This window comes from Marinomonas sp. GJ51-14 (genome assembly GCF_055808695.1).
Genome location: NZ_CM147879.1, coordinates 1,441,608 through 1,465,827, shown reverse-complemented (window position 1 = coordinate 1,465,827; position 24,220 = coordinate 1,441,608). Strand labels below are relative to the sequence as shown.

The 24,220-nt window shown below is 40.5% G+C and carries 20 protein-coding genes and 2 pseudogenes; 7 read left to right on the top strand and 15 right to left on the bottom strand.

What is annotated here, in order from left to right; genetic code table 11:
* Positions 1–31 precede the first annotated feature (31 nt).
* Together AC0L3Y_RS07135 and ettA are read left to right on the top strand one after the other, a co-directional pair.
* Positions 32–937, top strand: a complete 906-nt coding sequence (locus AC0L3Y_RS07135; protein WP_473470124.1) for a DMT family transporter — start codon at positions 32–34, stop codon at positions 935–937.
* 145 nt (positions 938–1,082) lie between these two features.
* The gene (ettA, locus tag AC0L3Y_RS07130) at positions 1,083–2,744 is read left to right on the top strand and encodes an energy-dependent translational throttle protein EttA (protein WP_473470123.1); all 1,662 of its coding nucleotides are present in this window, start codon (positions 1,083–1,085) and stop codon (positions 2,742–2,744) included.
* A 75-nt stretch (positions 2,745–2,819) separates the two neighbouring features.
* Here the strand turns inward: ettA and AC0L3Y_RS07125 are convergent, their stop codons facing one another.
* From AC0L3Y_RS07125 to AC0L3Y_RS07110, 4 genes are all read right to left on the bottom strand, one after another.
* The gene (locus AC0L3Y_RS07125; RefSeq protein WP_473470122.1) at positions 2,820–3,641 is read right to left on the bottom strand and encodes a hypothetical protein; all 822 of its coding nucleotides are present in this window, start codon (positions 3,639–3,641) and stop codon (positions 2,820–2,822) included.
* Positions 3,642–3,768: 127 nt separating this feature from the next.
* Positions 3,769–4,071, bottom strand: coding sequence for a helix-turn-helix domain-containing protein (locus AC0L3Y_RS07120; protein ID WP_473470121.1), 303 nt, complete (start codon positions 4,069–4,071; stop codon positions 3,769–3,771).
* 151 nt (positions 4,072–4,222) lie between these two features.
* Positions 4,223–5,836: a methyl-accepting chemotaxis protein gene (locus AC0L3Y_RS07115; RefSeq protein WP_473470120.1), complete on the bottom strand. Its 1,614-nt coding sequence runs from the start codon at positions 5,834–5,836 to the stop codon at positions 4,223–4,225.
* 157 nt (positions 5,837–5,993) lie between these two features.
* Positions 5,994–6,875, bottom strand: a complete 882-nt coding sequence (locus AC0L3Y_RS07110) for a DMT family transporter (RefSeq protein WP_473470119.1) — start codon at positions 6,873–6,875, stop codon at positions 5,994–5,996.
* A 226-nt stretch (positions 6,876–7,101) separates the two neighbouring features.
* On the opposite strand from AC0L3Y_RS07110, the gene AC0L3Y_RS07105 reads away from it, so the two are divergent.
* The 3 genes from AC0L3Y_RS07105 to AC0L3Y_RS07095 all read left to right on the top strand — a co-directional run bounded on the left by AC0L3Y_RS07105 (position 7,102) and on the right by AC0L3Y_RS07095 (position 10,329).
* Positions 7,102–7,578, top strand: coding sequence for an Lrp/AsnC family transcriptional regulator (locus AC0L3Y_RS07105; protein WP_473470118.1), 477 nt, complete (start codon positions 7,102–7,104; stop codon positions 7,576–7,578).
* Between the two features lie 66 nt (positions 7,579–7,644).
* A complete protein-coding gene (locus tag AC0L3Y_RS07100; RefSeq protein ID WP_473470117.1) occupies positions 7,645–8,970 on the top strand; it encodes a DUF2868 domain-containing protein in 1,326 nt (441 codons plus the stop codon).
* Between the two features lie 3 nt (positions 8,971–8,973).
* Positions 8,974–10,329 (top strand): DUF3482 domain-containing protein, encoded by a 1,356-nt coding sequence (locus AC0L3Y_RS07095; RefSeq protein ID WP_473470116.1) that lies wholly within the window; start codon positions 8,974–8,976, stop codon positions 10,327–10,329.
* A gap of 2 nt (positions 10,330–10,331) precedes the next feature.
* Here the strand turns inward: AC0L3Y_RS07095 and AC0L3Y_RS07090 are convergent, their stop codons facing one another.
* Both AC0L3Y_RS07090 and AC0L3Y_RS07085 read right to left on the bottom strand, forming a co-directional pair.
* The gene (locus AC0L3Y_RS07090; RefSeq protein ID WP_473470114.1) at positions 10,332–11,051 is read right to left on the bottom strand and encodes a 1-acylglycerol-3-phosphate O-acyltransferase; all 720 of its coding nucleotides are present in this window, start codon (positions 11,049–11,051) and stop codon (positions 10,332–10,334) included.
* A gap of 34 nt (positions 11,052–11,085) precedes the next feature.
* Entirely contained in the window at positions 11,086–13,401 is a 2,316-nt protein-coding gene (locus tag AC0L3Y_RS07085; protein WP_473470113.1) for a putative bifunctional diguanylate cyclase/phosphodiesterase, read from the bottom strand.
* 186 nt (positions 13,402–13,587) lie between these two features.
* Between AC0L3Y_RS07085 and AC0L3Y_RS07080 the strand changes: the two genes are divergently transcribed.
* Together AC0L3Y_RS07080 and AC0L3Y_RS07075 are read left to right on the top strand one after the other, a co-directional pair.
* Positions 13,588–14,664 carry a carbohydrate kinase gene (locus tag AC0L3Y_RS07080; protein ID WP_473470112.1) on the top strand — a complete coding sequence of 359 codons (1,077 nt, stop codon included), beginning with the start codon at positions 13,588–13,590 and terminating at the stop codon, positions 14,662–14,664.
* A pseudogene (locus AC0L3Y_RS07075) lies at positions 14,661–15,567 on the top strand (pseudouridine-5'-phosphate glycosidase). The gene AC0L3Y_RS07080 and the pseudogene AC0L3Y_RS07075 overlap by 4 nt, the downstream one beginning before the upstream one ends.
* Before the next feature lie 18 nt (positions 15,568–15,585).
* Here AC0L3Y_RS07075 and rlmF read toward each other — a convergent pair.
* The 9 genes and pseudogenes from rlmF to AC0L3Y_RS07030 all read right to left on the bottom strand — a co-directional run bounded on the left by rlmF (position 15,586) and on the right by AC0L3Y_RS07030 (position 24,129).
* Positions 15,586–16,569, bottom strand: coding sequence for a 23S rRNA (adenine(1618)-N(6))-methyltransferase RlmF (rlmF, locus tag AC0L3Y_RS07070; protein ID WP_473470111.1), 984 nt, complete (start codon positions 16,567–16,569; stop codon positions 15,586–15,588).
* A 67-nt stretch (positions 16,570–16,636) separates the two neighbouring features.
* The gene (locus AC0L3Y_RS07065; protein ID WP_473470110.1) at positions 16,637–16,987 is read right to left on the bottom strand and encodes a DUF6164 family protein; all 351 of its coding nucleotides are present in this window, start codon (positions 16,985–16,987) and stop codon (positions 16,637–16,639) included.
* Positions 16,988–17,083: 96 nt separating this feature from the next.
* Positions 17,084–18,637 (bottom strand): EAL domain-containing protein, encoded by a 1,554-nt coding sequence (locus AC0L3Y_RS07060; RefSeq protein ID WP_473470109.1) that lies wholly within the window; start codon positions 18,635–18,637, stop codon positions 17,084–17,086.
* Between the two features lie 178 nt (positions 18,638–18,815).
* Positions 18,816–19,418, bottom strand: coding sequence for a DUF3833 domain-containing protein (locus AC0L3Y_RS07055; RefSeq protein ID WP_473470108.1), 603 nt, complete (start codon positions 19,416–19,418; stop codon positions 18,816–18,818).
* A gap of 68 nt (positions 19,419–19,486) precedes the next feature.
* Complete coding sequence (locus AC0L3Y_RS07050; RefSeq protein ID WP_473470107.1) at positions 19,487–20,218, bottom strand: hypothetical protein; 732 nt, start codon at positions 20,216–20,218, stop codon at positions 19,487–19,489.
* A 26-nt stretch (positions 20,219–20,244) separates the two neighbouring features.
* Positions 20,245–20,751, bottom strand: a complete 507-nt coding sequence (locus AC0L3Y_RS07045; protein WP_473470105.1) for a DUF2878 domain-containing protein — start codon at positions 20,749–20,751, stop codon at positions 20,245–20,247.
* A 14-nt stretch (positions 20,752–20,765) separates the two neighbouring features.
* The gene (locus AC0L3Y_RS07040) at positions 20,766–22,052 is read right to left on the bottom strand and encodes a class I SAM-dependent methyltransferase (protein WP_473470104.1); all 1,287 of its coding nucleotides are present in this window, start codon (positions 22,050–22,052) and stop codon (positions 20,766–20,768) included.
* A 45-nt stretch (positions 22,053–22,097) separates the two neighbouring features.
* Positions 22,098–22,843 (bottom strand): annotated as a pseudogene (locus tag AC0L3Y_RS07035) (DUF1365 domain-containing protein).
* A gap of 35 nt (positions 22,844–22,878) precedes the next feature.
* Entirely contained in the window at positions 22,879–24,129 is a 1,251-nt protein-coding gene (locus AC0L3Y_RS07030; protein ID WP_473470103.1) for an NAD(P)/FAD-dependent oxidoreductase, read from the bottom strand.
* Between the last annotated feature and the right edge of the window lie 91 nt (positions 24,130–24,220).

Below are 24,220 nucleotides of genomic sequence, written 5' to 3'. Positions count from 1 at the left end.
CATAGTAACGGGCGAGTTAACAAGGATATTTATGCCATTTGCAGAGTTAGCCGGTTTGGCCGCCGCGTTATGTTGGACCATCTCAAGTTTAATGGCGCCTAGATTAATACAGCGCTTTGGTACCATGCGTTTCAATACCGTTCGAATTGCAATCGCCAGCTCTATATTATTACTTGTTTGTGTTATTGGTCAGCGCTTTAGTACTCAGCTATGGCAACATTCAGAAATGGTCATGCTATCTGGTTTATTGGGCATTTTTCTTGGTGACACAATGCTGTTTAGCGCTGTACATCGTCTTGGGCCAAGACGTACTGGCGTCCTTTTCGCAACCAATGCCCCCATGTCAATTTTACTCAGTTGGTTATTCCTAGATGAGTATCTTTCCTTTAGCCAATTACTTGCTTGTGGCCTAGTTCTAACCGGTGTAATCATCGCCATATTATTTGGTAAACGAAACAATAATCACGCATGGGAGCAAACTAAAGGTAAGCTGAGTGCAGGTATTCTTATGGCATTAGGTGGTGCTCTTGGACAAGCCAGCGGTGCATTACTCAGCAAGCCAGCTTTACTGGATGGTGCAGATCCGATTGCCGTATCAGCATTACGTGTTAGCACTGGCGCAATCGCTCTTATTCTTGCGTATGGTTTGTTTTATCGACACAAGCAACCCGCCGACGCCCTTCACTTTTGGCAATTGAACTCTTCTGACTTTCTCGGTGTAATTGCCATGGCGACGATTGGCATGGTAATCGGTATGAGTCTTTTGGTTTGGGGTGTCGGAAACGCTAATGTAGGTATTGTCACTACCTTGTCCGCAGTGGTACCTGTACTTATCTTACCAGCATTATGGATTACCACTGGCCAGCGACCTGCATTTGGCGCTTGGCTAGGGGCAATTTTAGTGGTGGCTGGTGCCTCGCTGATTATTCTTCATTAGCGCCAGCTGTGCTATTCTTAGCAGACTTGCTTTGTTCTTAGCACATTTGTTTTGTTCGTTCTCCACCGAATGCCCATACTGATTCAATATCAGGTTTGGCAAGCCGTGGGGCGTTTTCTAAATCATAGGATAGTTGATTCTTTTTATGGCTCAATTTGTATACAGCATGAACCGCGTTGGGAAGGTTGTTCCTCCTAAACGTGAGATTCTTAAAGACATTTCTCTTTCATTTTTCCCTGGCGCTAAGATCGGTGTATTGGGCCTTAACGGTTCTGGTAAATCGACTCTTCTTCGCATCATGGCCGGTGTTGATACCGAACATAATGGTGAAGCACGACCAATGCCGGGCATCAAGATCGGCTATTTGGAGCAAGAACCCCATCTTGATCCAGAGAAAAACGTACGCGGTATTGTCGAAGAAGCGTTTTCTGACGTTATCGAAGCTATGGCTCGCCTAGATCAAGTCTACGCAGAATACGCCGAGCCAGATGCGGATTTCGATGCGCTTGCTAAAGAACAGGGTCAGCTTGAAGCCTTGATCGAAGCAAAAGAAGGCCACAACCTAGAACGTGCCCTTGAAGTCGCAGCTGATGCCCTTCGCCTTCCACCTTGGGACGCGAAAGTAGAACATCTTTCTGGTGGCGAACGTCGCCGTGTTGCACTGTGTCGTTTATTACTCGACAAGCCAGACATGATACTTCTAGACGAACCAACCAACCATTTGGATGCGGAATCCGTTGCTTGGTTAGAACGCTTCCTGAAAGATTATCCGGGTACCGTTGTGGCCATTACCCATGACCGTTATTTCCTTGATAACGCAGCAGGCTGGATTCTGGAACTTGACCGTGGACACGGTATTCCATACGAAGGTAACTATTCTTCTTGGCTAGAACAAAAAGATGCTCGTCTTGCTAGCGAAGCGAAGCAACAAGCATCTCATCAGAAAGCCATCAAATCTGAGCTTGAATGGGTTCGTCAAGGTGCCAAGGGTCGTCAATCTAAATCTAAAGCGCGTTTGGCCCGATTCGAAGAAATGAACTCTCAAGAATTCCAAGATCGTAACGAAACTAACGAATTGTACATTCCACCGGGACCACGTCTTGGTAGTAAAGTCATCGAAATCGAAGGCGTCAGCAAAAGCTTCGAACACAAGATGCTACTAGAAGACTTCAACATGGTCGTACCTCAAGGCGCTATCGTGGGTGTGGTTGGTGGTAACGGCGCGGGTAAATCAACACTGTTTAAAATGATTGCCGGTATCGAAAAACCAGATACAGGAACAGTCACACTGGGCGAAACGGTACAACTGGCTTACGTAGATCAAATGCGTGAACTGGATGGTGATAAAACCGTTTTTGAAGAAATTGCCGACGGCCAAGACATGATTACAGTGCACAACTACAAAGTTGTGTCTCGTGCTTACATAGGTCGCTTTAACTTCAAAGGATCAGATCAACAGAAATTGGTTAAGCATTTATCTGGTGGTGAACGTAACCGTTTGCACCTTGCCAAACTGCTTAAAGAAGGCGGCAACGTATTGCTACTGGATGAGCCGACCAATGACCTTGATGTGGAAACCTTACGAGCACTGGAAGACGCATTACTTGCCTTCCCAGGTGCGGCCATTGTTATTTCCCATGACCGTTGGTTCCTAGACCGTATCGCCACGCATATCCTTGCGTACGAAGGCGATTCAAAAGCCGTCTTCTTCGAAGGCAACTACGCAGAATACGAAGCCGACTACAAACAACGTACCGGCAACGAAGCCACACCAACACGTATCAAATACAAACGTATTGATGCTTAATTGTTGAGTTAAGGCTTAGAAATACAAGAACCGCTTTCAGAGATGGAAGCGGTTTTTTTTTATACTTGATAGGCCCTAGAATCTAGTTCTTTTCTGAATTTTCAATTTTTTTTGTATATCCCTAATATTGTCCAACGACTGCTTAGCTTCCTGTTCAATTTCCACATATAAATCATGATCTTTAGATATATCTATAAAGCAACCAATATCTATTGAATAGAGGTGTGATAGTCTTGAAAATGTATCAAGAGCATTACTCAACACTTTTAATGATTCACGATATTTTCCCTTTAATGCGCCCTCACCTTTCATATGAATATTACTTCTAGCAATCAACAGAGCCATATCAAACGTATCAATTAAATCTACATTTTCCTGCTTATCAGCCCAATTATCTGCAAAAATTATACTTTTAACACAATCATCACTATTGCTAGCATGCTTCCAGCCATCATAAATTTCTTCGATTCTTTGTTTAGCTTGTCCATTTCCATTTTTAAAATCTGAATGTGTATCGCTAGCAAGAAATACTGCAATTCGACCAAGCTGCCTAAAATATGAATACGCAACTAATGCAGAATCACGCTCTTTTCTTAACAACTCGTGTCTATCTTTTTCAATTTGTTTATCCGTTCTCTCAATCTGAGCAGCAGTTTGAGCAGACCTATGGTTCGAAGCAACCAGAGCAACCGCAGGAAAAATAAGGGCTATTATAGTGAGTGGAACTTTAAGACGAGTAATCGCATCGTTAATACAATCAGATGTCCAACATGCGGGCCCAGCGAAATACGAATCATGATATACAATGAGACCAGCGACTACAGCTCCGAAAATAAGGGGCACAACAAGCGCAGCTTTAAACCAGAAAAGCTGAGTAAGTGTTTTATTATGTGACATGCAGCATCCTTGTTTCGTAAGATTTCCGTACCAATAATTATAGGCTAGAAAGAGATTAACCCCATCTTCCGTCTTCCCCTTCAAAGACACAAGGGGAAGAGACTTGTTCGTCAATTGTTATAATTCCTCAAGCTATTGCTTCAATTCCATTTTTCTCAGCCAGTGACAGCATTTTCAGCGCGGCGCCTCTGGGTTTGCTTTCACCCTGCTCCCATTTTTTGACCAGCTTGTCACTGACATTTAGATATTGGGCAAAAACAGGTTGCGAAAGATTGTTAGCCAATCGTAGTTGACGAACTTTCTCAGGCGTAAATTCATGAATAGAAGTGAGGCACAATGCATCAAACTTACGCATGGTGGTTTTATCAATCACACCTGCTTTGTTTAACCCTTTAGCCGTTTTATGAACGGATTTTAAAATATCACTCATGGCTATCTCCTTCCTGATAATTATCCATTTTAATAAGTTCGCCAGTCACTATTAGAATAGCCCCTAAACATACGAAACAACAGCCATAAAAAAGCCGCTTATCTTGCGATAAACGGCTTTATATTTTCATTTTGAAATGAGTTAAGAAAGACTAAACCTTAAAGCTGCCTACTTGATGATCAAGCTCTTTATACAGTTTAGATATGTCTTCCGATTGTTGATGTATCAAATCGGCAACCGTTTGTACTGAGGTGGTTTGTTCGTTTAAAGACACCATATTTTGATTCAAGTCGTTGGCGACAACAGATTGTTCTTGTGTCGCTTGGGCTGTTTGCGCAGCCATTTCCTGAACCTTGCTAAAGGATTCACTTAATGCCGTAAATGTTTTAGTCACTTCATCAAAGTTACTTGCTGTGAACTCTGCATTATCATGGCTGTTACGAATCGCCTTCGCTGATTCAGAAACATTGATATTAAGCTTTTCGATCATGGATTCGATTTCATTTGTGCTATCTTGTGTTCGAGTTGCAAGGGTTCTTACTTCATCTGCAACAACTGCGAAACCTCGGCCTTGTTCACCAGCTCGTGCTGCTTCAATGGCCGCATTCAAAGCCAACAAGTTAGTTTGCTCGGCAATGTTACCTATCACTTCTAAAACAGAGGTGATGGCTTCTGAGCTTTTTTGTAATTCATTCGAACGGGCAAGTGCTGATTCAATGTCTGCTACCAATTCTTTTATAGCTTTCTGAGAGTTAGTTACCGCTGACATTCCACTCTGAGTAAGTACATTTGAATTATTCGCTTCATCTGCGGTATCACGAGCAACAGATGCCATTTGTTGGTTAGACATGTCCATTTCATGGCCTGCACTAACAATAAACTCAGAAGCATTGGCTAACGCAGAAGTAATATCAGATGTTCTGACTGAGACGTCTTTTAATCCTGTGGTCATTTGACCTAATGAATCAGATTGTTTATGGATACTACTAATGATGCCTCTAAGTCGATCCATAAATCCATTAAATTCATCCGCCAGATCTCCTAACTCATCTTTTGTCGAAAATTCGATTTTCTGAGTTAAATCACCATCACCTTCAGAAATCTCACGAATACGCTGCCCTAAATAACGAACTTGATTTGTTAGCGTTTTAGGTACCTTGTAGCTAAACCAAATAGAAATCAGCAATCCAATGATAATAACGACAAGAAAGATATTTCCGAAGCTTTCAACATGTGTTGCTACTTCTTGTTGAGCTTCACGGGAACGTTGATTAACTAATTCACCCGCTGAGTCTAGAATATCTCTTAAAGCGGAGAAATCTGCATCCGTTTTTTCTTCAGCGGCTTGAAAGTCTGATGAGTTCACATTCATTTTAACCAACGCATTTGAAGAGCTTAACCAGGTGGAGAAGGCCACATCAAATGGCTCTATCATTTTATTAAGGCTAGGCTCGTCTTTAAGGTAGGTACGGTATAACTCAACTCGATCTTTAACTTGTTGAGCATTTTCCACTCGATCTTTTTCTTCACTTTGAGCATCCCCTACACCAGTAGTGAGACGCTGCTCCGCTAATTTAGCCTGATAGAGGTCTCTATCCGCATTCAGAATTTCCGACACAGCGACAGTGTAATTATCAACTTGGGCAATTAAGGCGCCTTCTAATCGATTAATAATGTGTGTCATTGCCGACAAAGCAATAACGAAGGTAATAGTCATAACAACTATAGGTATTGAGCTTTTTACTCGAATGGAATTTAAACGCATATTTTAATCTCCCCACAAAGCTGATGGATACAGCATATATGAGACATATTAAAGTTAATTATTAATATGGAGCAATCAAGATTAACAATTTCCTACATATTTCGACCCTTTAGGTGACATTTATCTGATTGTCTTAAATAAAATAATTATATAAAGCTTACTCGCGAACACTTTTCTTAGACCCCAGAATTCCACTGGCAAATACAACACCCACGCCCACTAAAACTAATCCAGCGACAATCTCTAACGTAGGGATTTCACCTAATAATGGAATGGCCAATAAAGACGTGAGCACTGGAGTAAGTGCACCGACTGCTGAAGTACGCTCTGCGCCCAATTTATTGATGGCAAAACCATAGCTGAAGCCTGCGATCACACCCACCAAGATAGACTGTACAAGCAGTTGCTTTAATATTACATCAAGACTGACTTGGTTAATTCCTGAATCAACAACACCAAAAAGAAATAAAGCAAATAACAAAATCAATGAAACTAAGCTCAATAATCCGCTAGCGGCTAACGGTGGTAAACCTGCAACTCGCAAACTAATTGTATATAACGCCCAACATAAACTACCACCTAGCAAGCATAAATCACCTAACCAAACTTGCCCTTCTGTCACCAATAAAGAGATTAATAACAACAAAACAATGCCAGAAAAAATACCGATTAACCCACATAAACGTAAACGACTTAATGATTCTTTATAGAAAAAATAGGCAATCGCACTCACAAATAAGGGGAAAGTTCCGGGGAGCAGTAAACCCGCATGAGAAACAGGCGCAAATGTCATTCCTGCTGAGCTTAAAAAAACGAATGGCACACCAGCACCAAAGGTGATGCCAATTAAATATTTCAGCGGTAAAGCAAGTATTTGTTTTCGCGCCCGCCAAGCAAAAGGCAATAAAACAAAACAAGGCACACCAAATCGAAATAACGCTAGATCATAAGAAGTTAAGGCTGTTTGTGTGCCTAATTTAATAACAACAAGCCAACAGGCCCAAATACAAACAGTAAAAAATGCCGCACCAATGCCCAAATACAAAGCCTTACCGCTCGCAATTTTTCGATAAGAAGGCTCTTCTACTGTCTTTACTTCAAGCGCTTTTTTTCGACAAGGTATGGCATCTTCATTCCTCAGTTAAACGAAGCATCATTATGCTGATGAGACTCGAGCATGTCCTTGCCAATTACACCTTTAATTCGCTATATTTTAGTATAAATACTTATTTTAAAACCAAAAACTTAATGGATATGCCAAAATCATGTCAGATAACACCGACTTTCTAATTTTACAGAAATTACAACATGACGGACGCTTGAGTAATGTTGACCTAGCGGGACAAATTAACCTGTCTGCTTCACCTTGTTTACGTCGCGTAAAAGCGCTAGAAGCTGAGGGTTATATCAAGAATTACAGCGCCAAGCTAGACCGTACAAAAGCGGGTTTTGCGATGACAGTATTCATTGAAGTGAGACTCAATAACCACAGCACCGAAGGCATCGAAGAATTTGAGAGAAAAGTATTGGATTTAGACAATATTATTAGTGCGTACTTGGTGTCTGGTTTTGCCGATTATAGATTAGAAGCTGTGGCAAAAGATTTAACCGATTACGAACGAATCTTAAAAGAAGTACAAAACCTACCTTTCGTAAAAGGCATTCAGAGTAATTTTGCTATCCGAGCAATAAAAGCCGACGCGCCCTTACCATTAGCAAACACATTTAGTAAAACAAAGTGATCAACACTATGGCAAACTATCATCACAACTTAGTATTGATAACGCTTAAAAGAGTAATGCGATAATATGGCTTTTCCTACAAAACGCGCCAAACTTGCCCTTGCGGCTTGGTTAGAAACGCACACTCAGTTTCGCCTGCCAGCTCATGCGAACGATCTGACGTCTGCACTAGAAGTGCTTGATACGTCACCTAAACCGACCAGTTATTCCATTCAGTTTTCTTTAATGAAGCGCTATTTCAATCGCGTTATTTTAGGCATTTTGGCTGTTTCTTTTTTGTTAGGGCTCATCGCAGTCCCTTCTGCTTTTGCCACCAGCCAATCAAATCAAGTTAATATTTTCTGGCTCTTTATCGTCTTATTAGGCTTTAACCTACTGAACCTTACCGCTTGGTTCATTACTATGCTTGCAACCATGAGGCACAGATCCGAAAGCAAAGGGATGTTGTTAAGTACTTTGATTTTTCTGAATAAAAAGATAAGTAAGTATTCACATATAGATAAAGACACCACCGAAGCCTATCTACATTGGCAATGCCCTACCCAGTCAAATAAATGGTTAGTCAGCAGTATTTCACATGGTGCGTGGGGATGTTATTTATTCGCAGGCTGGCTGATGACTTTATTATTATTGCTAACCAATCAAGTCGACTTTGTCTGGGAAACAACGCTGCTAAGTGATGAGGCATTTATCCAGCTCACTCAAACATTAAGCATCATTCCACAATGGTTTGGGTTATCCCTTCCTAATCAGCTTGATATTTTGGCAAGTCGAATCGATCTGGTTTCTCAGAATTCAGCGACCAGACAACACTGGGCGAATTTCTTGCTCGCTAGCATTATGATTTATGGCGTACTTCCAAGACTGATACTCACGTTAATCAGTATAAGTATGTATTACGTAAAACGCTCAATACAGCCACTTAGTACGCAGGAACGCCTTATTCAAAACCGTTATCAATACCAAGAAAAACACAGTAAAGTCATTGTAGATCATGATTCAAATAAAACCGTTAAAACAGAAAGCACATCGAACCAAGAACATATAGACACGCTCGACGACAGTGCTTTTTTACAGGCTTGGGCGCTGTTTGAATGGAGCGCACCTCAACCAAATTTTTTAAATAAAGCCAGCACCTTATCTTTGTTAAACAGTCGAGAAGAGCAAGCACAATTCTTAATCAACGCGACCCCAACACCTGTTTATATTTTGGTTGATGCAACACAAAGCCCTGATCGAGGCAGTAGACGCTTTTTCACTCAAGTGAGCACATCTTATTCTTCACCATTTATGGCGATATCTGGTGGTGAAGGTGCTAACTTTGCTGAAGACTGGCAACGGCTTGCAAAAGAAGTCCAGTTGCCGTTTACCCGAATTATAAGAAAGGAGTAACCTGTGTCGATATCTCTTCTTGTCGTTGGTCACGCCAATACAGGCAAAACCTCACTCATTCGCACCTTGTTACGCCGACACGACTTTGGCGACGTGAACGACAGAGCGGGAACCACTCGTCATGTGGAAAGTGTCAAGGTAAACATTGGTCTGCAAACTATCATGACATTAACAGACACGCCAGGATTCGAAGATTCAACCGGCCTATGGGACGTTCGCCATTCTAATGACTTTCGCGGGTTACAAGGTTCCCAGTGGCTACAGCCTTTTTGTGACAGTCGCTTTGCAAAAAATGAGTTTGAACAAGAAGCCAAAATCATTAAACAATTAACAAATACCGATATCATTCTCTACGTGATTGATATACGACAAGCGCCTCTCGGGAAATATTTAGACGAACTGGCGTTATTAGCCAGTGCCAACAAACCCATTATTCCAGTATTAAACTTCAGTGCGACACCAAGCGCCCACTTAAAAGCTTGGCGCGATGTATTAGCAGAACGACACTTACATGCGGTGGTTAAATACGACTCTGTGGCATTTTATTTTGAAGATGAAAAACGGCTTTATCAAAACATCCAGAGTTTAATGCCTGAATATTACGAAACCATTAACCAATTGATTGAATCCCGCGAAGTCGCTGCCCAGCTACGCCTTACCATAGCAACCAAACAATTGGCTGAATTACTTATAAAAACCGCCAGTTCACGTCTTGAATGTGCTCAATATCCTCCCAGCCAAACAGAATCTGCTTTATTTGAAGAGAAAATACGTCAAATGGAACGAAACCATATCGCCGAGTTATTACACCTTTATGAATTTCAAAAAGAAGACTTAATTGCCTCTCCATTACCAATCAATAACAATCAATGGCAACAAGATATTTTTGATAGCGAAACGCTAAAAGAATGGGGAATTGAAACAGGAACAAGTGCACTAACAGGTGCTGCAATTGGAGCAGGGATCGATGTTATGTCTGCGGGTTTAACCTTAGGAACCGCCACAACCATTGGCGCACTTTTAGGCGCGACCTGGAAAACCGGGCAGCATTATAAAGACACTTTAAAAAGCAAGCTAACTAGCCGTCATTACTTGTGCCTAGACTCAGCAACACTAACACTCTTGTGCTTGCGTGGCTTAACCGCCATTCGGCATTTACACCAACGAGGACACGCTTCTCAGCAAGCATTTCAGCTTGTCACACCATCCAAGAACAATGAATTCATGGCACAAATAAATCCTTTCTGGAAACAGGCACAACAACATCCAGAGTGGGCAACACGAGCCTTATCCGATACTCACCCCGTTAAACTAGGGATGCAGGAAGCACTGAAAACCGCCCTTTCTCTCAAAAGCTAAAGCTAGCTCTGGGAAAGTTCACGATCCAAACGTTCTTGAGTTTCACGCATTTTTTGCTCACAGACTTTGATCAAATGAACAACATCCGTCTCATGCAAGCCTTTAGTATCGATTGGATCAAGCATTTCAACGATAACTTTACCGTTATTTAAACGATTCAAGTTCACTTGCCCATGAGTACTACTGCAAATAACTGGCACAACAGGTACACCAGCCTGTACAGCCGCATGAAAAGCTCCTCGCTTAAACGGCAACATGCCCCTTCCGCGGCTACGAGTCCCCTCAGGAAACATCCAAATAGAAAGCCCAGTTTTTTTCATGCTGAACACCACTTGATCAATTGTCTTTATCGCTTTTTTTCGATTATCGCGGTTAATTAATATATTGCCGCTCACCCAATAGAGCACACCGAAAAAAGGAATCCACAATAAGCTAGACTTACCCACAGTAACGACACCTCTGGGCAATACTGCAGCCAATGTAAATAAATCAAAATTATTCTGATGATTGGCTACATAGACAGCTTGAGGAGAACCTTGAGACAGCGGAGACACACGCCCTTCAACAGACAAACCAAAAAGCGGTGTTACTTTAGAAAAGACCTGTCCAATATGATAGACACGATTCTTTGAACCTAAAGTAAATAAACAAAAAACAATGCCAACTAATGTGACACTGACGATAAGTAATAACAGCAGTATCATTCGCACTAAAAATAACATAGTTAACTAACCTAACAGAGACAGCATAAAAGGATTATGAAAGTTTATGAAAGTCCTCACGCCATTGGAAGAAATCTTCAGCAACCATAGGTTTCGCGAAGAAATAGCCCTGTATTTTATCGCATTCGTAATTTCTTAGTAGCTCAACACCTTCAGCATTTTCAGCACCTTCGGCCGTTACCTGAAACCCCAAGCTATGGGACAAGCCGATAGTCGCTTTAGCAATAAATTCATCACCTTTATTAGTATCAATATATTGAATAAAAGCTCGGTCTATTTTAACTTCGTTAACTGGAAGCTCTCGCAGATACGCCAATGATGATTGGCCTGTACCAAAGTCATCAATTGCCAGATGAATGCCCATTTCTTGTAGAGCGTTTAATACCTTAATCACTTTAGTACGATCTTTCATCACCGCACTTTCGGTAACCTCAAGAGCCAATGCTCGCTCTGTCAGATTATTTTCTTTTAAGGCCTGAGCAACCATTGCTGGCAACTCTTCATCAATTAAGTCATGAGCAGATAAATTCACCGCAACACGAATTTCATAACCATTTTCCCACCAAACACTAAGCTGAGATAAAACCGTTTTGATTACCCATTTAGTTAACAACTGAATGCTACCGGCATGCTCTAACAAGGCAATAAACTCATCTGGAGGTAAAAAGCCAAGTTCTGGATGAATCCAACGAATAAGCGCCTCAGCTTCCTGACAATCATTTGCTGCCACTCCTACTTTTGGCTGGTATACGACGAACAACTGATTACTTGCTAAGGCGATGGGCAAATCACGAATAATGGTTAGTTGACGCTGATGATTTTCATCTTGTCCTTGCTCATAAAAGACACACAAACCACTTTCTTCTCGAGCTTTATCAGAAACAATATCTAAGCGTCTCATGGCGCTATTAACATTGCCTGTTGCCTGTTCGAAATGCAGCACTGCAATACTAATATCGAGACGCATACAAGATTGCGCACCCGAACCACTTTCAGTCTGAAACTCTTTATCAAACAAGGCTTTTAAATCACTACAATCTTGAGTCGATACGTTTTGATCAAATATCAGCAGGAATTTATCTCCATGTAATCGAGCTCGCATCTTGGAGCATTTTTTCCACCCTTTAAGACGTTCTGCTACCTTTGATAACAAGATATTACCTACATCAACACCCAACATATTATTGATATTTTTAAAGTGCCTAATGTTAACAAGTACTAAACTACCTTGATCTTTTGGCAAAATATCCGCCAGATGCAACTCAACAGCACTTTGGTTAAATAATCCAGTTAAAGCATCATGGGACGCGCGATAAGTTAGCTCTTCTTCACGATTTTTAATCGAATCTTGCATGGTTCCCATAGTGTTAGACAAAACACAAAATTCACCACTCAAACTGGGGGCTTTTACTTTACTCTCACCCAAACCGATCTGTTTTGCATAATCGACCAATCGACCAATCGGCTTGGTCATGTTTCGTGCAAACACCACACCTAATAACAATGCCAACGCGAGAGCAGCAGAGAAAATTAACAATAATTGATTACGAGTGTTGTTGTAGCTTTCCAGCCAAGGACCATAGGACAAATGAATCACGCCCCATTGTTTTTCGACCCCCAAATCAACCCCCAAGGATAAGTATTTTTCATCATTAGAAAACACAGGAGACTGAAAGATGTTACCAATGTTACTTAGACTACCAAACAGTGTACTTTGTTCTTCTTCAGGCAAAGTCGAGCCGACAGGAGTAATATAAGAACTACTGATTTCATTAACAAAGCTAATATCTAAACCCGCAACATTTTTGATCTGTTCCGCTAAAGCTTGGTCTAGAGAAAACGCCATACCTACCCATGCGACGACATTCGGGGCCTTAACAGGCACTAACACAAGTTGATAAGCACGATCTTCAAGTGCCATCATTGTGCTAATCGATGAACTGCCAGATCGTCGAGCCGCAATAACTAATTCCGAAATCGTATTATTATCATCGAGTTTTTGAGTCGTTGTAATTATCTCGCCACTTGGTGACACCAGAAGCGAAATATCAGCATTAATACGAGCACCATGATTTTGCAATACTGAGCGGATTGTGCCTGTTTCGCGTGTCGCCACAGCTTGTTTAAAACCAAAATCCGACGTCAAAATCTGAACACTCTTAGTTAACTGTTCAGCACGTTCTTCGAGTAATAAATCAAAAATATTACGAGACACATCAATGGCATGAACACCCTGTGCATAGTTATCTTTTTTTAACGATGACAATACCGCAACCGCGGTCCCAAGTTGAACCAACGCGAGCAACACCAGAACAAATATAATCAGTCGTGCTTGAAAGCTTTTTAACACCCGAAAACCTCTTTAATGTTAGTCACCAAGACCTTAACAAATAGACTATTGAGTCGAAACAAAAAAAGCCTCTAAGGCTTAAGAATAGTCGACTTTATTGCATTTCATGTCACATTCACTTCAAAACACTTGTATCAATACTTTTTTTAACATAAGTTAATACTTTAAACTTTTGTTAGTTTTATTATGAAAGATCAAACTTATCGCGTATATGAAGCAATTAAACTCGATCCGCTCGCATCACAGCAAGCTATTGCGGACCGACTTAATATGAGCCGAGAATCCGTTGCTGGACATATTATGCAACTCACTCGACAAGGCTATATTCTAGGCAAAGGTTATTTATTAGCAGAGCAAAATACTTATATTGTCATTGGTGGTGCTAACGTTGACATCAATGGACATAGTAATACTTTGCTTACACTAGGTGACTCCAACCCAGGAAGCATCACCCAAAGCCCTGGTGGCGTTGGTCGCAATATTGCCGAAAATCTTGCTCGCCTAGGTGAAAATGTACACTTAATTTCGCCTATTGGCTTGGATCAGCGAGGTGATTGGCTGATCGAAAAAACACGTTTAAGTGGTGTAAACACCCATAATATTCTTCGCCATGACAACTTACCTACAGGCACTTATCTTTCGATCAGTAATGAAAAAGGTGAATTACAAGCTGCTATCGCTGATATGCGTATTATAGACACCTTAGATGAACATAAGTTAGAGACAAAGCAAGCTTTGTTAAAAAGCGCCTATAGCATCATCATAGACGCTAACCTTTCTGAAAAAAGTATTATATGGCTTGCAAGCCAAACCCTAACTGCAGATTTTGTTGCTGATGCTGTATCCACAGCAAAAGCACCTAGATTACGTCCAATTCTTTCCAGGTTGGCTTTATTAAAAGTCAATCAAGACGAAGCCCGTGCGATTCTCAGTGTGGATGAAAAAAGTCCAAAAAAACTAGCTCAAGCTTTGTTAAACGAAGGCGTTCGGGCTGTTCTTCTAAGTCTTGGCAGCAAAGGCGTTTATTACGCTAGTGCAGAAAAGACACTAGAGAAAGCATGTCACCCAAGTCAGCCAAACAGTGATACTGGTGCAGGTGATGCATTATTAGCCGGATATTTGAGCGCTTGCCAACAGAATAAAACGTTAGAACAAGCCTTATCGTTTGCTTTGGCTTGCGCTGCAATGACCTTAGAAAGTCCCCACGCAAACAACCCAGATCTTACCGTTCAAAATGTAACCCAATGGATAGAAAGTTTATGAATCAATACCTAGATATCAATCCAGACGTCGCAGCAGCACTTGCGTCAGGAAAACCAGTTGTAGCACTAGAAAGCACGATTATTTCCCATGGCATGCCTTGGCCTCAAAATGCTGAGACAGCTAAAAAAGTAGAACAAATCATTCGTGATAACGGTGCTGTGCCAGCAACAATCGCTATTATTGATGGCCGCCTTAAAGCAGGTTTGAGCAATGACGAAATCGATACTCTCGCAAAAGCTGGGCTATCTGTTACTAAATGCTCTCGCCGTGACTTACCTTTTGTTGTTGCCCAAAAACAACATGGTGCAACCACTGTTGCAGCAACCATGATTATTGCGGCAATGGCTGGTATTAAAGTATTTGCAACAGGTGGAATTGGTGGTGTTCACCGTGGCGCACAGCAGACTTTCGATATTTCAGCAGACTTACAAGAGTTAGCTAAGACCGATGTTGCTGTTGTCTCGTGCTGGTGCAAAATCTATATTGGATTTAGCATTAACAAGAGAATATTTAGAAACACTAGGCGTACCAGTATTAGGTTATAAAACAGATACTTTACCTGCATTTTATACTCGTGAAAGTGAACACAGTGTTGATTACAACCTGCAATCTGCCAATGACATTGCTAACTTCATCCGAGCAAAATGGGATATGCAACTACATGGTGGCGCAATTATCGCTAACCCAATTCCAGAAGAGTTTGCGATGGATAAAGCGGCAATTGATTCAGCGATTAATCAAGCATTAGCTGAAATGGAAGAGCAAGGCGTTGCAGGTAAAGAATCAACACCTTTCTTGCTAGCACGTGTTGCCGAATTAACGGGCGGTGACAGCTTAGCCAGTAATATTCAATTGGTATTTAATAATGCGCGTCTCGCTGCAGAAATTGCCGCAGCACTTTAACAGAGATAAAAGAGACTATTAGCTCTGCCAGTAATTGTCTCTCCAATAGTCGATTTGATCGTCTTCGAGGAAACTCCAAGCGACAAATCGACTAATCTTCTGGCCTTGTGCCATTTCTATGGTTTTCACTTGACGAGCGCCTGCTTGTTTTAGTGTGCGATATATCACTTCAAGATTCCCCTGACGTGCCACCAAAGATGTAAACCAAAAACAACGATCACCATACTGAACACTTTCTTTGATCATACGAGCGATAAAACCAGCTTCCCCACCGTCACACCATAATTCCGGTGCGGTACCGCCAAAGTTCAAAACCGGTTTAGTATTACTGTTTGGTTTCCCCTTTACACCACGCCATTTACGCTGAGACTCATCAATCATAGCAGATTCACTGGCGTGAAAAGGAGGGTTACACAGTGTGACATCAAAGCGTTCTTTATCTTTCCAAACACCTTCGAATACTTTATTCGGCTGTGATTGCAAACGAGCAAAAACGACTCCTTTTAGGCATGCATTCGACTTAATAATGGTTTCACAGGTTGCCACAGCAACAGGGTTGACGTCGCAACCAACAAATTGCCAACCATATTCTTGATGACCAATAATTGGATAAACGCAATTTGCTCCAACGCCGACATCCAATACCTTGATGCCTTTTCCTCGTGGAATAACCCCTTGATTAGAGGCGGCCAATAAATCAGCCAAATAGTGGATGTAATCTGCTCGTCCAGGAATTGGCGGACAAAGATAACCTGACGGAATATCCCAAAAGGAAACACCATAAAAATGATTCAGTAAGGCACGGTTTAAGGTTTTAACCGCTTCAGGGTTAGAAAAATCAACCGATAAATTTCCGTATTGATTCAATTGAATAAAACTAGATAATTCAGGACAAGAATCCGCTAACAACGCAAAATCATAACGCGCACGGTGTGGATTACGAGTATGAAGCTCTAGTTTGTTAGTCCGTTTACTTTTCGTGTTCTTATTTTTTAAAACCACTGATATGCCATTGCTTGAAACTAAAACGCGAGTATAACCGAATTCCTTTATATGAACTAAAGAAGCCTTATAGCCACATCATAAAGGGTACGATAGAAATACCAAGAATAAGCACGACGGCAAATAGGGTAAAAAGTGCTTCGATAGGATTTTGACGAGCATGTTGTAAATAACCAAGTATCCACTGTCCAAATGACGGAGGTACCATGTCCTTTGCTCGCTCTACTTGATCCGCTTTAATTAAAGCTCGCGCCTGTAATGCTTGTTCTTTGTCTTTAACCCATAGACCGGCCATCGATATCTGCCAACGTCCTGCGTTGGTTTCATAAAAGGGGATGTCATGGTCCGTTAGCAATTGACGAATTTCATCCGCTTCTTCATCCGGTACATATTTAAGTCGAAAAACCAGTGTCGCCATGGAATAAAACCTTGAGCAGAAAAATAAGAGAGTAAAGGGTAAGAGAAGCCGGTTAGGAATACAATCTTAGGAATACACTCTCGTGTTAGCTTCTACTTATTTAGCATCATTTTCCGCTATCCAAGTAAGAACTTGCTCTGGAGGGAGTGGTGCACAGAAATAATAACCTTGCACACTGTCGATACCTAAGGCTTTCACGGCGTCCAATTGGTCTTTACGCTCCACCCCTTCGGCAACAATTTTCATATTGAGCTCTTTTGCCAAATTAGTCATAGAGGTTAATACTTGTTGAGTAAATTGATCGTCTTTTAAACTCGCAATAAAAACTCGATCAAGTTTTAAGGTGTCATATGGGAAACGACGAAGAAAATCTAAACCAGAATAGCCAGTACCAAAATCATCAACAGATAAAGAGATGTTTAGGGCTTTGATCTGTTCAAAACGACTCACCATTAGCGGCAATTCTGTTTCTGTTAATGCAGTAGTTTCCGTTACTTCTAAACCCAATCGACCTTTTAACTCAGGATATTCATCAAGAATCTTTATAAATGTAGGTACGAAATCATCATTTAATAAACAATATCTGTCTACATTTACCGCCGTTGTAATATCCTTCAATATTACTTCGTTGTCCCTATAAAATTGCCCAACTTTACGAATCACCATCCAAGTGAGTTCACCTAACAAATTTAAACGCCCTGATATTTCAATAATAGATAAAGGAGATACTTGACCATGATAAGGTGAGCGCCAGCGGATTAACGCTTCCATATCATGAATTTTATTGTCGCCCAAAGTAATGACAGGCTGGAAATACACCTCCATGTCATTGCCTCTGATGGCTCTTTTTAGGCAGTGAGGTAAGGATCGACGCAAATATAGGAAGCCACAATGAATCGCACAAGAAGCAACCCAAAGTACAAGCCATAAAACAAAACCAAAAGGCAATAAAGCCATAGCCTTGTTAACATAAACATTTAATGGCAAATAAACTTCTAACGTCATCGCCCAATCATCAAGAGAAACAACTTTTTTTTCTAATATTTCAGAATCTATTTGAAGTTCTTTTGATACTAAAGCCTGCTTACCTATAGTTAATTCATAAGGGTAATCAGGTAATAATAGGTAATCTATATCTATTGAGAGGCTGTTAGGAGGTGCCAAACCATTCGCTCCAATACCATTATCACCAAGGTAAAAAGCTAAAAATGTTTTTTCACCAAGAGTATAAGACTTAACAAGAGATACAGTTGTATGATCTTTACTTTGCTTTATACGATTTTTAATCGTTGAGAAAATACCAAAATCTTTGGAGCCGAAATTCGTACAGTACACTCTAAAATTTTCATTGAACAAGCCGAACTCTTTGAAAATGGGAGAGTAGAATGTCTTATTTCGTAATAGTTTAATGTCTTCTATTTCACAAGCCAAAGAAGCGTCGTCAACAACAAACTTAAGCTCTCTAAAAATCTCGTCCATCCGATAAATCAAAGCATTTTCAGCAGACAGGGATTTATCATTTAAATCTTTCAGTAGATAGAAGTACAAGCCTGAAGCAAAAGCAAGCAAACTTAGAAGTAATGAAACAATGGCATAGGAAGCGATAAGACTCTTTTTTAAAGGTGTTAATGTCGTAATCCTTGTAAACATAAAATGCCTTATAAATACTGCCAATGTTTCAATAAACACCTTATTAAAGAAAGTACTAAGCTAATAAGATAATTACATACTACAGTTTTATTACCAATAAAAAATACGACTAAAGACGCAGTCTTTTTTCATGAATACAGAAATATATACCTTATTAGTTGTATTAAACAATCAGTAATCAGCGATCCATATTCAGAGGACACTTAAGTTTTTTAGATATTATTAAGTTAGAGGTCAGGTTTTTTTGAATGACAATAGACAAATAGCCAACTTCAAAGCCAAATTTTGTCATCACAGATTCATTAATAGCAACACCATCTTTTACCATATACATGCGATCATCTACTTTCACTTCCAATAGACCATCATCATAAGGAACCTGTAAAACATAATTCATAAACAAAGCATTCCCTGATATTTTCACCTCTCCAAAACCAACAACATCATTCGCTGTCGCAATATACTGACTGTTTTCATCAGGTGTCATGGTCCAAGTACGATTTTGAATTTCACCATCATCAAAAAGAAACTCTTCAGCAAGTGTCCCTACTCCGTTTTCCCAACTGCCTTCTAATGTGGCATTAAAGTAACGAATCACTTCACCACTCCGATTTTTAAGAATGCCATGGGCTGTTAATGAGCCTGAGAAGAAATTCTGTAGATCAAATTTCGGTTCATTTTTAGTATATAAAGACACGTCTGGAGCTGAACATGCGGAAAGCATTAATAAACACATTAAAGCTAGCCCTTTGATTTTTATTGCTTGCCATACATTGCACATACTATTTCCTTTAAATTAGATAACTGAAAACTTGCATGAATATATTGAATAAACTGAAGGTAAAAGGCTTAAAAATAACGATATTGAATATCAACGCTTTCGTATTTTCCTGTTGAATTGGCAATATTGCCTCGTCCAGTAAAGCGTAATAGTTTTTTCTCTGCTGTACTGTAAGCAACAATAATCGGATCGACGGCCAGTTTCACGACCCAAGAAATTGGAGATAACGAAAAACATGTAGCATCACTTTGCGTCCCATCAATACATTCCGCACGGCTAAAACGAAAACGAAATGTGGTTTGCTCACTAGGTACTAAATAATCAACATCGAGTTTCTTGCCTGAATCCAATACAGTCCAGTATTGCTTAATAAAATGATCAAAACCTGCATCAATGATCATGCCTGCGTCTACTTTCAAGCGTTCTAATTCTTGCTTAGATGTCAGATTCTCTTTATAGGTAACAATAAGATTATCGCCTTCTTGTCTTACATAAATTTCTTCGCCATTACGTTCGTTTATTTGACGAAAACTTGGTGCTATAAGAGATTGTGACAAATCAATAGTTTTACGCCCGAAAACATTGCTATCAGGCTCTGCATATTCAACTTGGTGAAGCAGATCATTAATCTTTTTATGGGTTTCTCGATATAATAAAGAACCCGTTTTCAAACTATAGGCACTACCTACAATCTCACTACCGACAGTATTGCTATCTGCTGCATTAGCTAGGTTAATAGAGCTAATCAACAAGCTAAAAAGGACAGTAATCCCAGCAAACCTTCTTTTTATATTGATCAAAGACATCATCACCTCCTTTATCGTATTTAGTCTGTAAACAAACGCCACTTTTCACTGAGCCAAAACCCAAATGGCAATACCATAGCCCAAGTAAAAGCAACAACTAATAAAGACATAACAATAGGTTCAGCTAATGTAATGCCAGCAAGCTTAGCGCCTGCAAAATAACTTATCGTTGGCCCAATCATGCCAATTAGTGAGCTTAATAAGTATCTAGATCGTAGAAACGACAGGCTATGAACAAACAAGGTTCCAGTACTTACCCAAAGGCATAATAGCCAAACTGGTGGTATAACAATGCAGCTATTCTTGTCGCCGTTTGAAAAAATCCCCAGCTGAAATAAGGCGCCATCAACCAATAATCCGAGCGCAACAAACACAAACAACAAGCGCCATTCACGACGCGTAGTCATAAAATAGCGATCATGTAGAAACAAATACAAAGAGGTTGCTACAAGCCCCCAAACACTGCCTGCAAGTAAACAAACAAACCAGACGATTTGGAACAAAGCAGCATTAAGGAAGCGCTTCATATTGCCAGCCAAACCTATCTTCGTACTGTCGGAACAGGTTGTTCGATGGACAAACGATGCTCAGGTTTTGCAAACACAAACTGTCCAGTACTGATCGCTCGCTCTTTGAAGCCACCTTCACAATAAGCGAGGTAAAAATCCCACATACGGCAAAAGACATCATCAAATCCCATATCCATGACATGATGACGAGCGGCATGGAAGCGTGTGCGCCAATCAGCAAGTGTTTTGGCATAATGCTCAGTGATATCTTCTAAACCGACAATTTGCATATCTGTTTTAGATGCAATTTTATGAGCAATCACTTGGTTAGATGGTAAGCAGCCACCAGGAAAGATATAGCGCTGAATGAAATCAACTGAACGACGGGCATAGTCATAACGCTGATCTGCAATGGTAATGGCCTGAATGACCATTACGCCATGAGGCTTTAATAGTTCACTGCATTTTGAAAAGTAACTGTCATAGTATTTATGACCAACCGCTTCAATCATTTCGATCGATACCAACTTGTCATATTGGCCTTCTAAATCACGGTAATCTTCAAGCAATAGAGTGATTTTATCTTGTAAGCCTTCCGCTTCTACTCGCTCTTTGGCAAATTCATATTGCTCTTTAGAGATGGTCGTTGTTGTTACTAGGCAGCCATAATGTTTTGCAGCATGAATCGCCATACCGCCCCAACCTGTACCAATTTCTAGAAGGTGATCCTCTTTACTCAGCTGTAATTTTTGACAGATACGATCCAGTTTATGAACAGAAGCTTCTTCTAACGAGGCCTCTTTTTGAGGATAAATCGCAGAGGAATACATCATGGTCGGATCAAGGAACAAAGAGAAAAAATCGTTACCGAGATCATAGTGCGCAGATATATTTTCTTTGGAACCTTTCTTAGTATTGGCATTCATACGATGGATGATTTTGGCACCAATACGGCTCCAAATAGGACGTTTAGCATCCATTTTATTAATCAGATTTAAATTCGCCACCATTAATCGAATTACAGCGACGACATCAGACGATGTCCACCAGCCTTTCATGTAAGCTTCGCCTGCACCAATACTGCTGTTTAAGAAAACATCGCGATAGGTATTTATGTCATGAATATGTATGTGGGCGATGTATTGCGCACTTTCTTTTTCTTCACCGAAGAAATAGGTATTACCATTTTCTTCGAGAATTAAATGACCAACTTCTAATCGTTCTAACATAGCAAAAACCATTTTTCGGGCTAGGTTATCAAACCATGTTGCTGTGTGGCTTTTGCTCATTTTTTGATTATCCATACTTACAGTGTTCATAATTTTTAAGCCCCTTAATGAGTTAACTATTTTCTTGGTAGACGATTAATGACTAGGGTGTGAATAAAAAGGTACTTTTTTCGCCCACAATTTAACGGCTTGCCAATAAATTCCAAATGCTACTTGCATCGTCATAACCGGATAGCTAAAAAGCACCTTGGTCATAGAAGAAGCCGTCATTGGCATACGAGACAAAGATAAGGTAGCGTCAAATACACATTGGTCACCAAGCAATTCTTTATTCTGCATATGTACAGCTAGTTTCTTAGCTGGAACATTGCTACGCCAATCATAAAAATGATCCATTGGATGAAACGGCGACACATGCATTTCCTTATTAAATTGAATACGTTGCGTCTGCTGGTTTGGATCACATTTCAAGACATAGGTAATTTTCTCCCCCAAGGTGTATTCGTTACTTCAAGCAACATAGCTTGTAATTGCTCTTCCTCATCAAAACAGTAGTAGATAGTTATTGGATTAATAATAAAGCCAAAATAACGGCAGTTGGTTAACATACGAACTGGGCCTGAAAGGGCTAAACCAAGGCGTTTATTCACTGCATCGAGTACCGCCGTTTTGATGGGGACAGCAGCATCACCGAAATAATCTTTACGAGAAAAACGAGCTAAAGACCAAGATTTCATGGACCACCAAGGACTTAAAGTTAGTGCTTCGTCTAACTCGTCTAAATCAAAATACATCATAAAAATGCGATATCTAAACGAATGGGATCGAGGTGCAAAACGACGGTGTCGAACGGTGCCTTGATAAATAGCACTGTGTTTCATCGCACCGTTTTCCCTCATCGTTTCAATGGGCTGACTCACCATTCCACACCCAGCCCATTCGCCACTCGAACTCCACTCCAGCAACCATCTTCATGGAAACCATTACGCCAATAGGCACCACAGAACCAAGTGTTGTTAACGCCATTAATTTCTGACCAACGACCTTGCGCTTTAATACCTTCTAAGGTGAAAGTAGGATGCGCATATTTAAAACTGCCAATAATTTTATCTGACGCAATCATATCGGTTTGATTCAGAGTAACCACATAAGTGGTATCACTTGAAAAGTGTTGCAAGATATTCATGTTGTAGCTGAGGGTGGCTGGCTTGTTTTGGTCCACGCCTAGGTGATAATTCCAACTTGACCAAGCTAACTTTGTTGTTGGTAACAAGCTAGTATCTGTGTGTAGCACCACATCATTACTACGATATGGAATAGCAGACAATATCTCTTTTTCGTCTTGGCTTGAATCAGCAAGCAACGACAATGCTTGATCACTGTGGCAGGCAAAAACCACTTGATCGAATGTTTCTTCAGAGCCATCTTCTAACTCAACAACCACACAATCAGCCAAGCGTTGTACTTTTTGGATTTGAATACCTAAACGAATCTTATCTGTAAAACTTGCAACTAAAGGTTGTAAATACGCAGAAGAACCACCTTCAATAACGCGCCATTGTGGACGATCACTCACACTCAACAAACCGTGATTTTTGAAGAAACGAACAAAGAACACCAAAGGAAATTCCATCATTTCATCCAGTGTAGATGACCAAATAGCGCTCCCCATTGGAATCAAATAATGACTCGCAAAGCGTTTTCCGTAGCCTTTCTCTTTAAGATATTCGCCTAATGTAACGCCTTCTCGCAATTCGCCACTTTCTAAGTCTTGAATGGCTTCTTTATTAAAGCGAAGAATGTCTTTCAACATACCAAGGAAAGGGAAATTAAAAAGATTACGACGTTGAGAAAACAAGGTATTTAAATTATTTCCGCCATATTCCAAACCCGTACGCTGGCAACTGACACTAAAGCTCATTTCCGTCGCACGGGAAGAAACACCAATCTCGTTCATCAATCGAATAAAGTTCGGGTACGTCCAATCATTAAAGACAATAAATCCGGTATCAATTGCTCTGATACCACCTTCTTCTTGTACTTCTACCGTTGCTGTATGGCCACCGATTCGCTGCGCTGATTCAAATACCGTGACATCATGTTTCCGCTGTAAAAGATATGCACTGGTTAATCCTGAAATCCCTGATCCTATAATGGCTATTTTCACTTACTTGTCTCCTTAAAAACTCAGCGCCTTATGTACTAGGCACGATAATCTATTTTGTTGGCTTCACTTGTTTTGAAGCGTTAATTTTTGA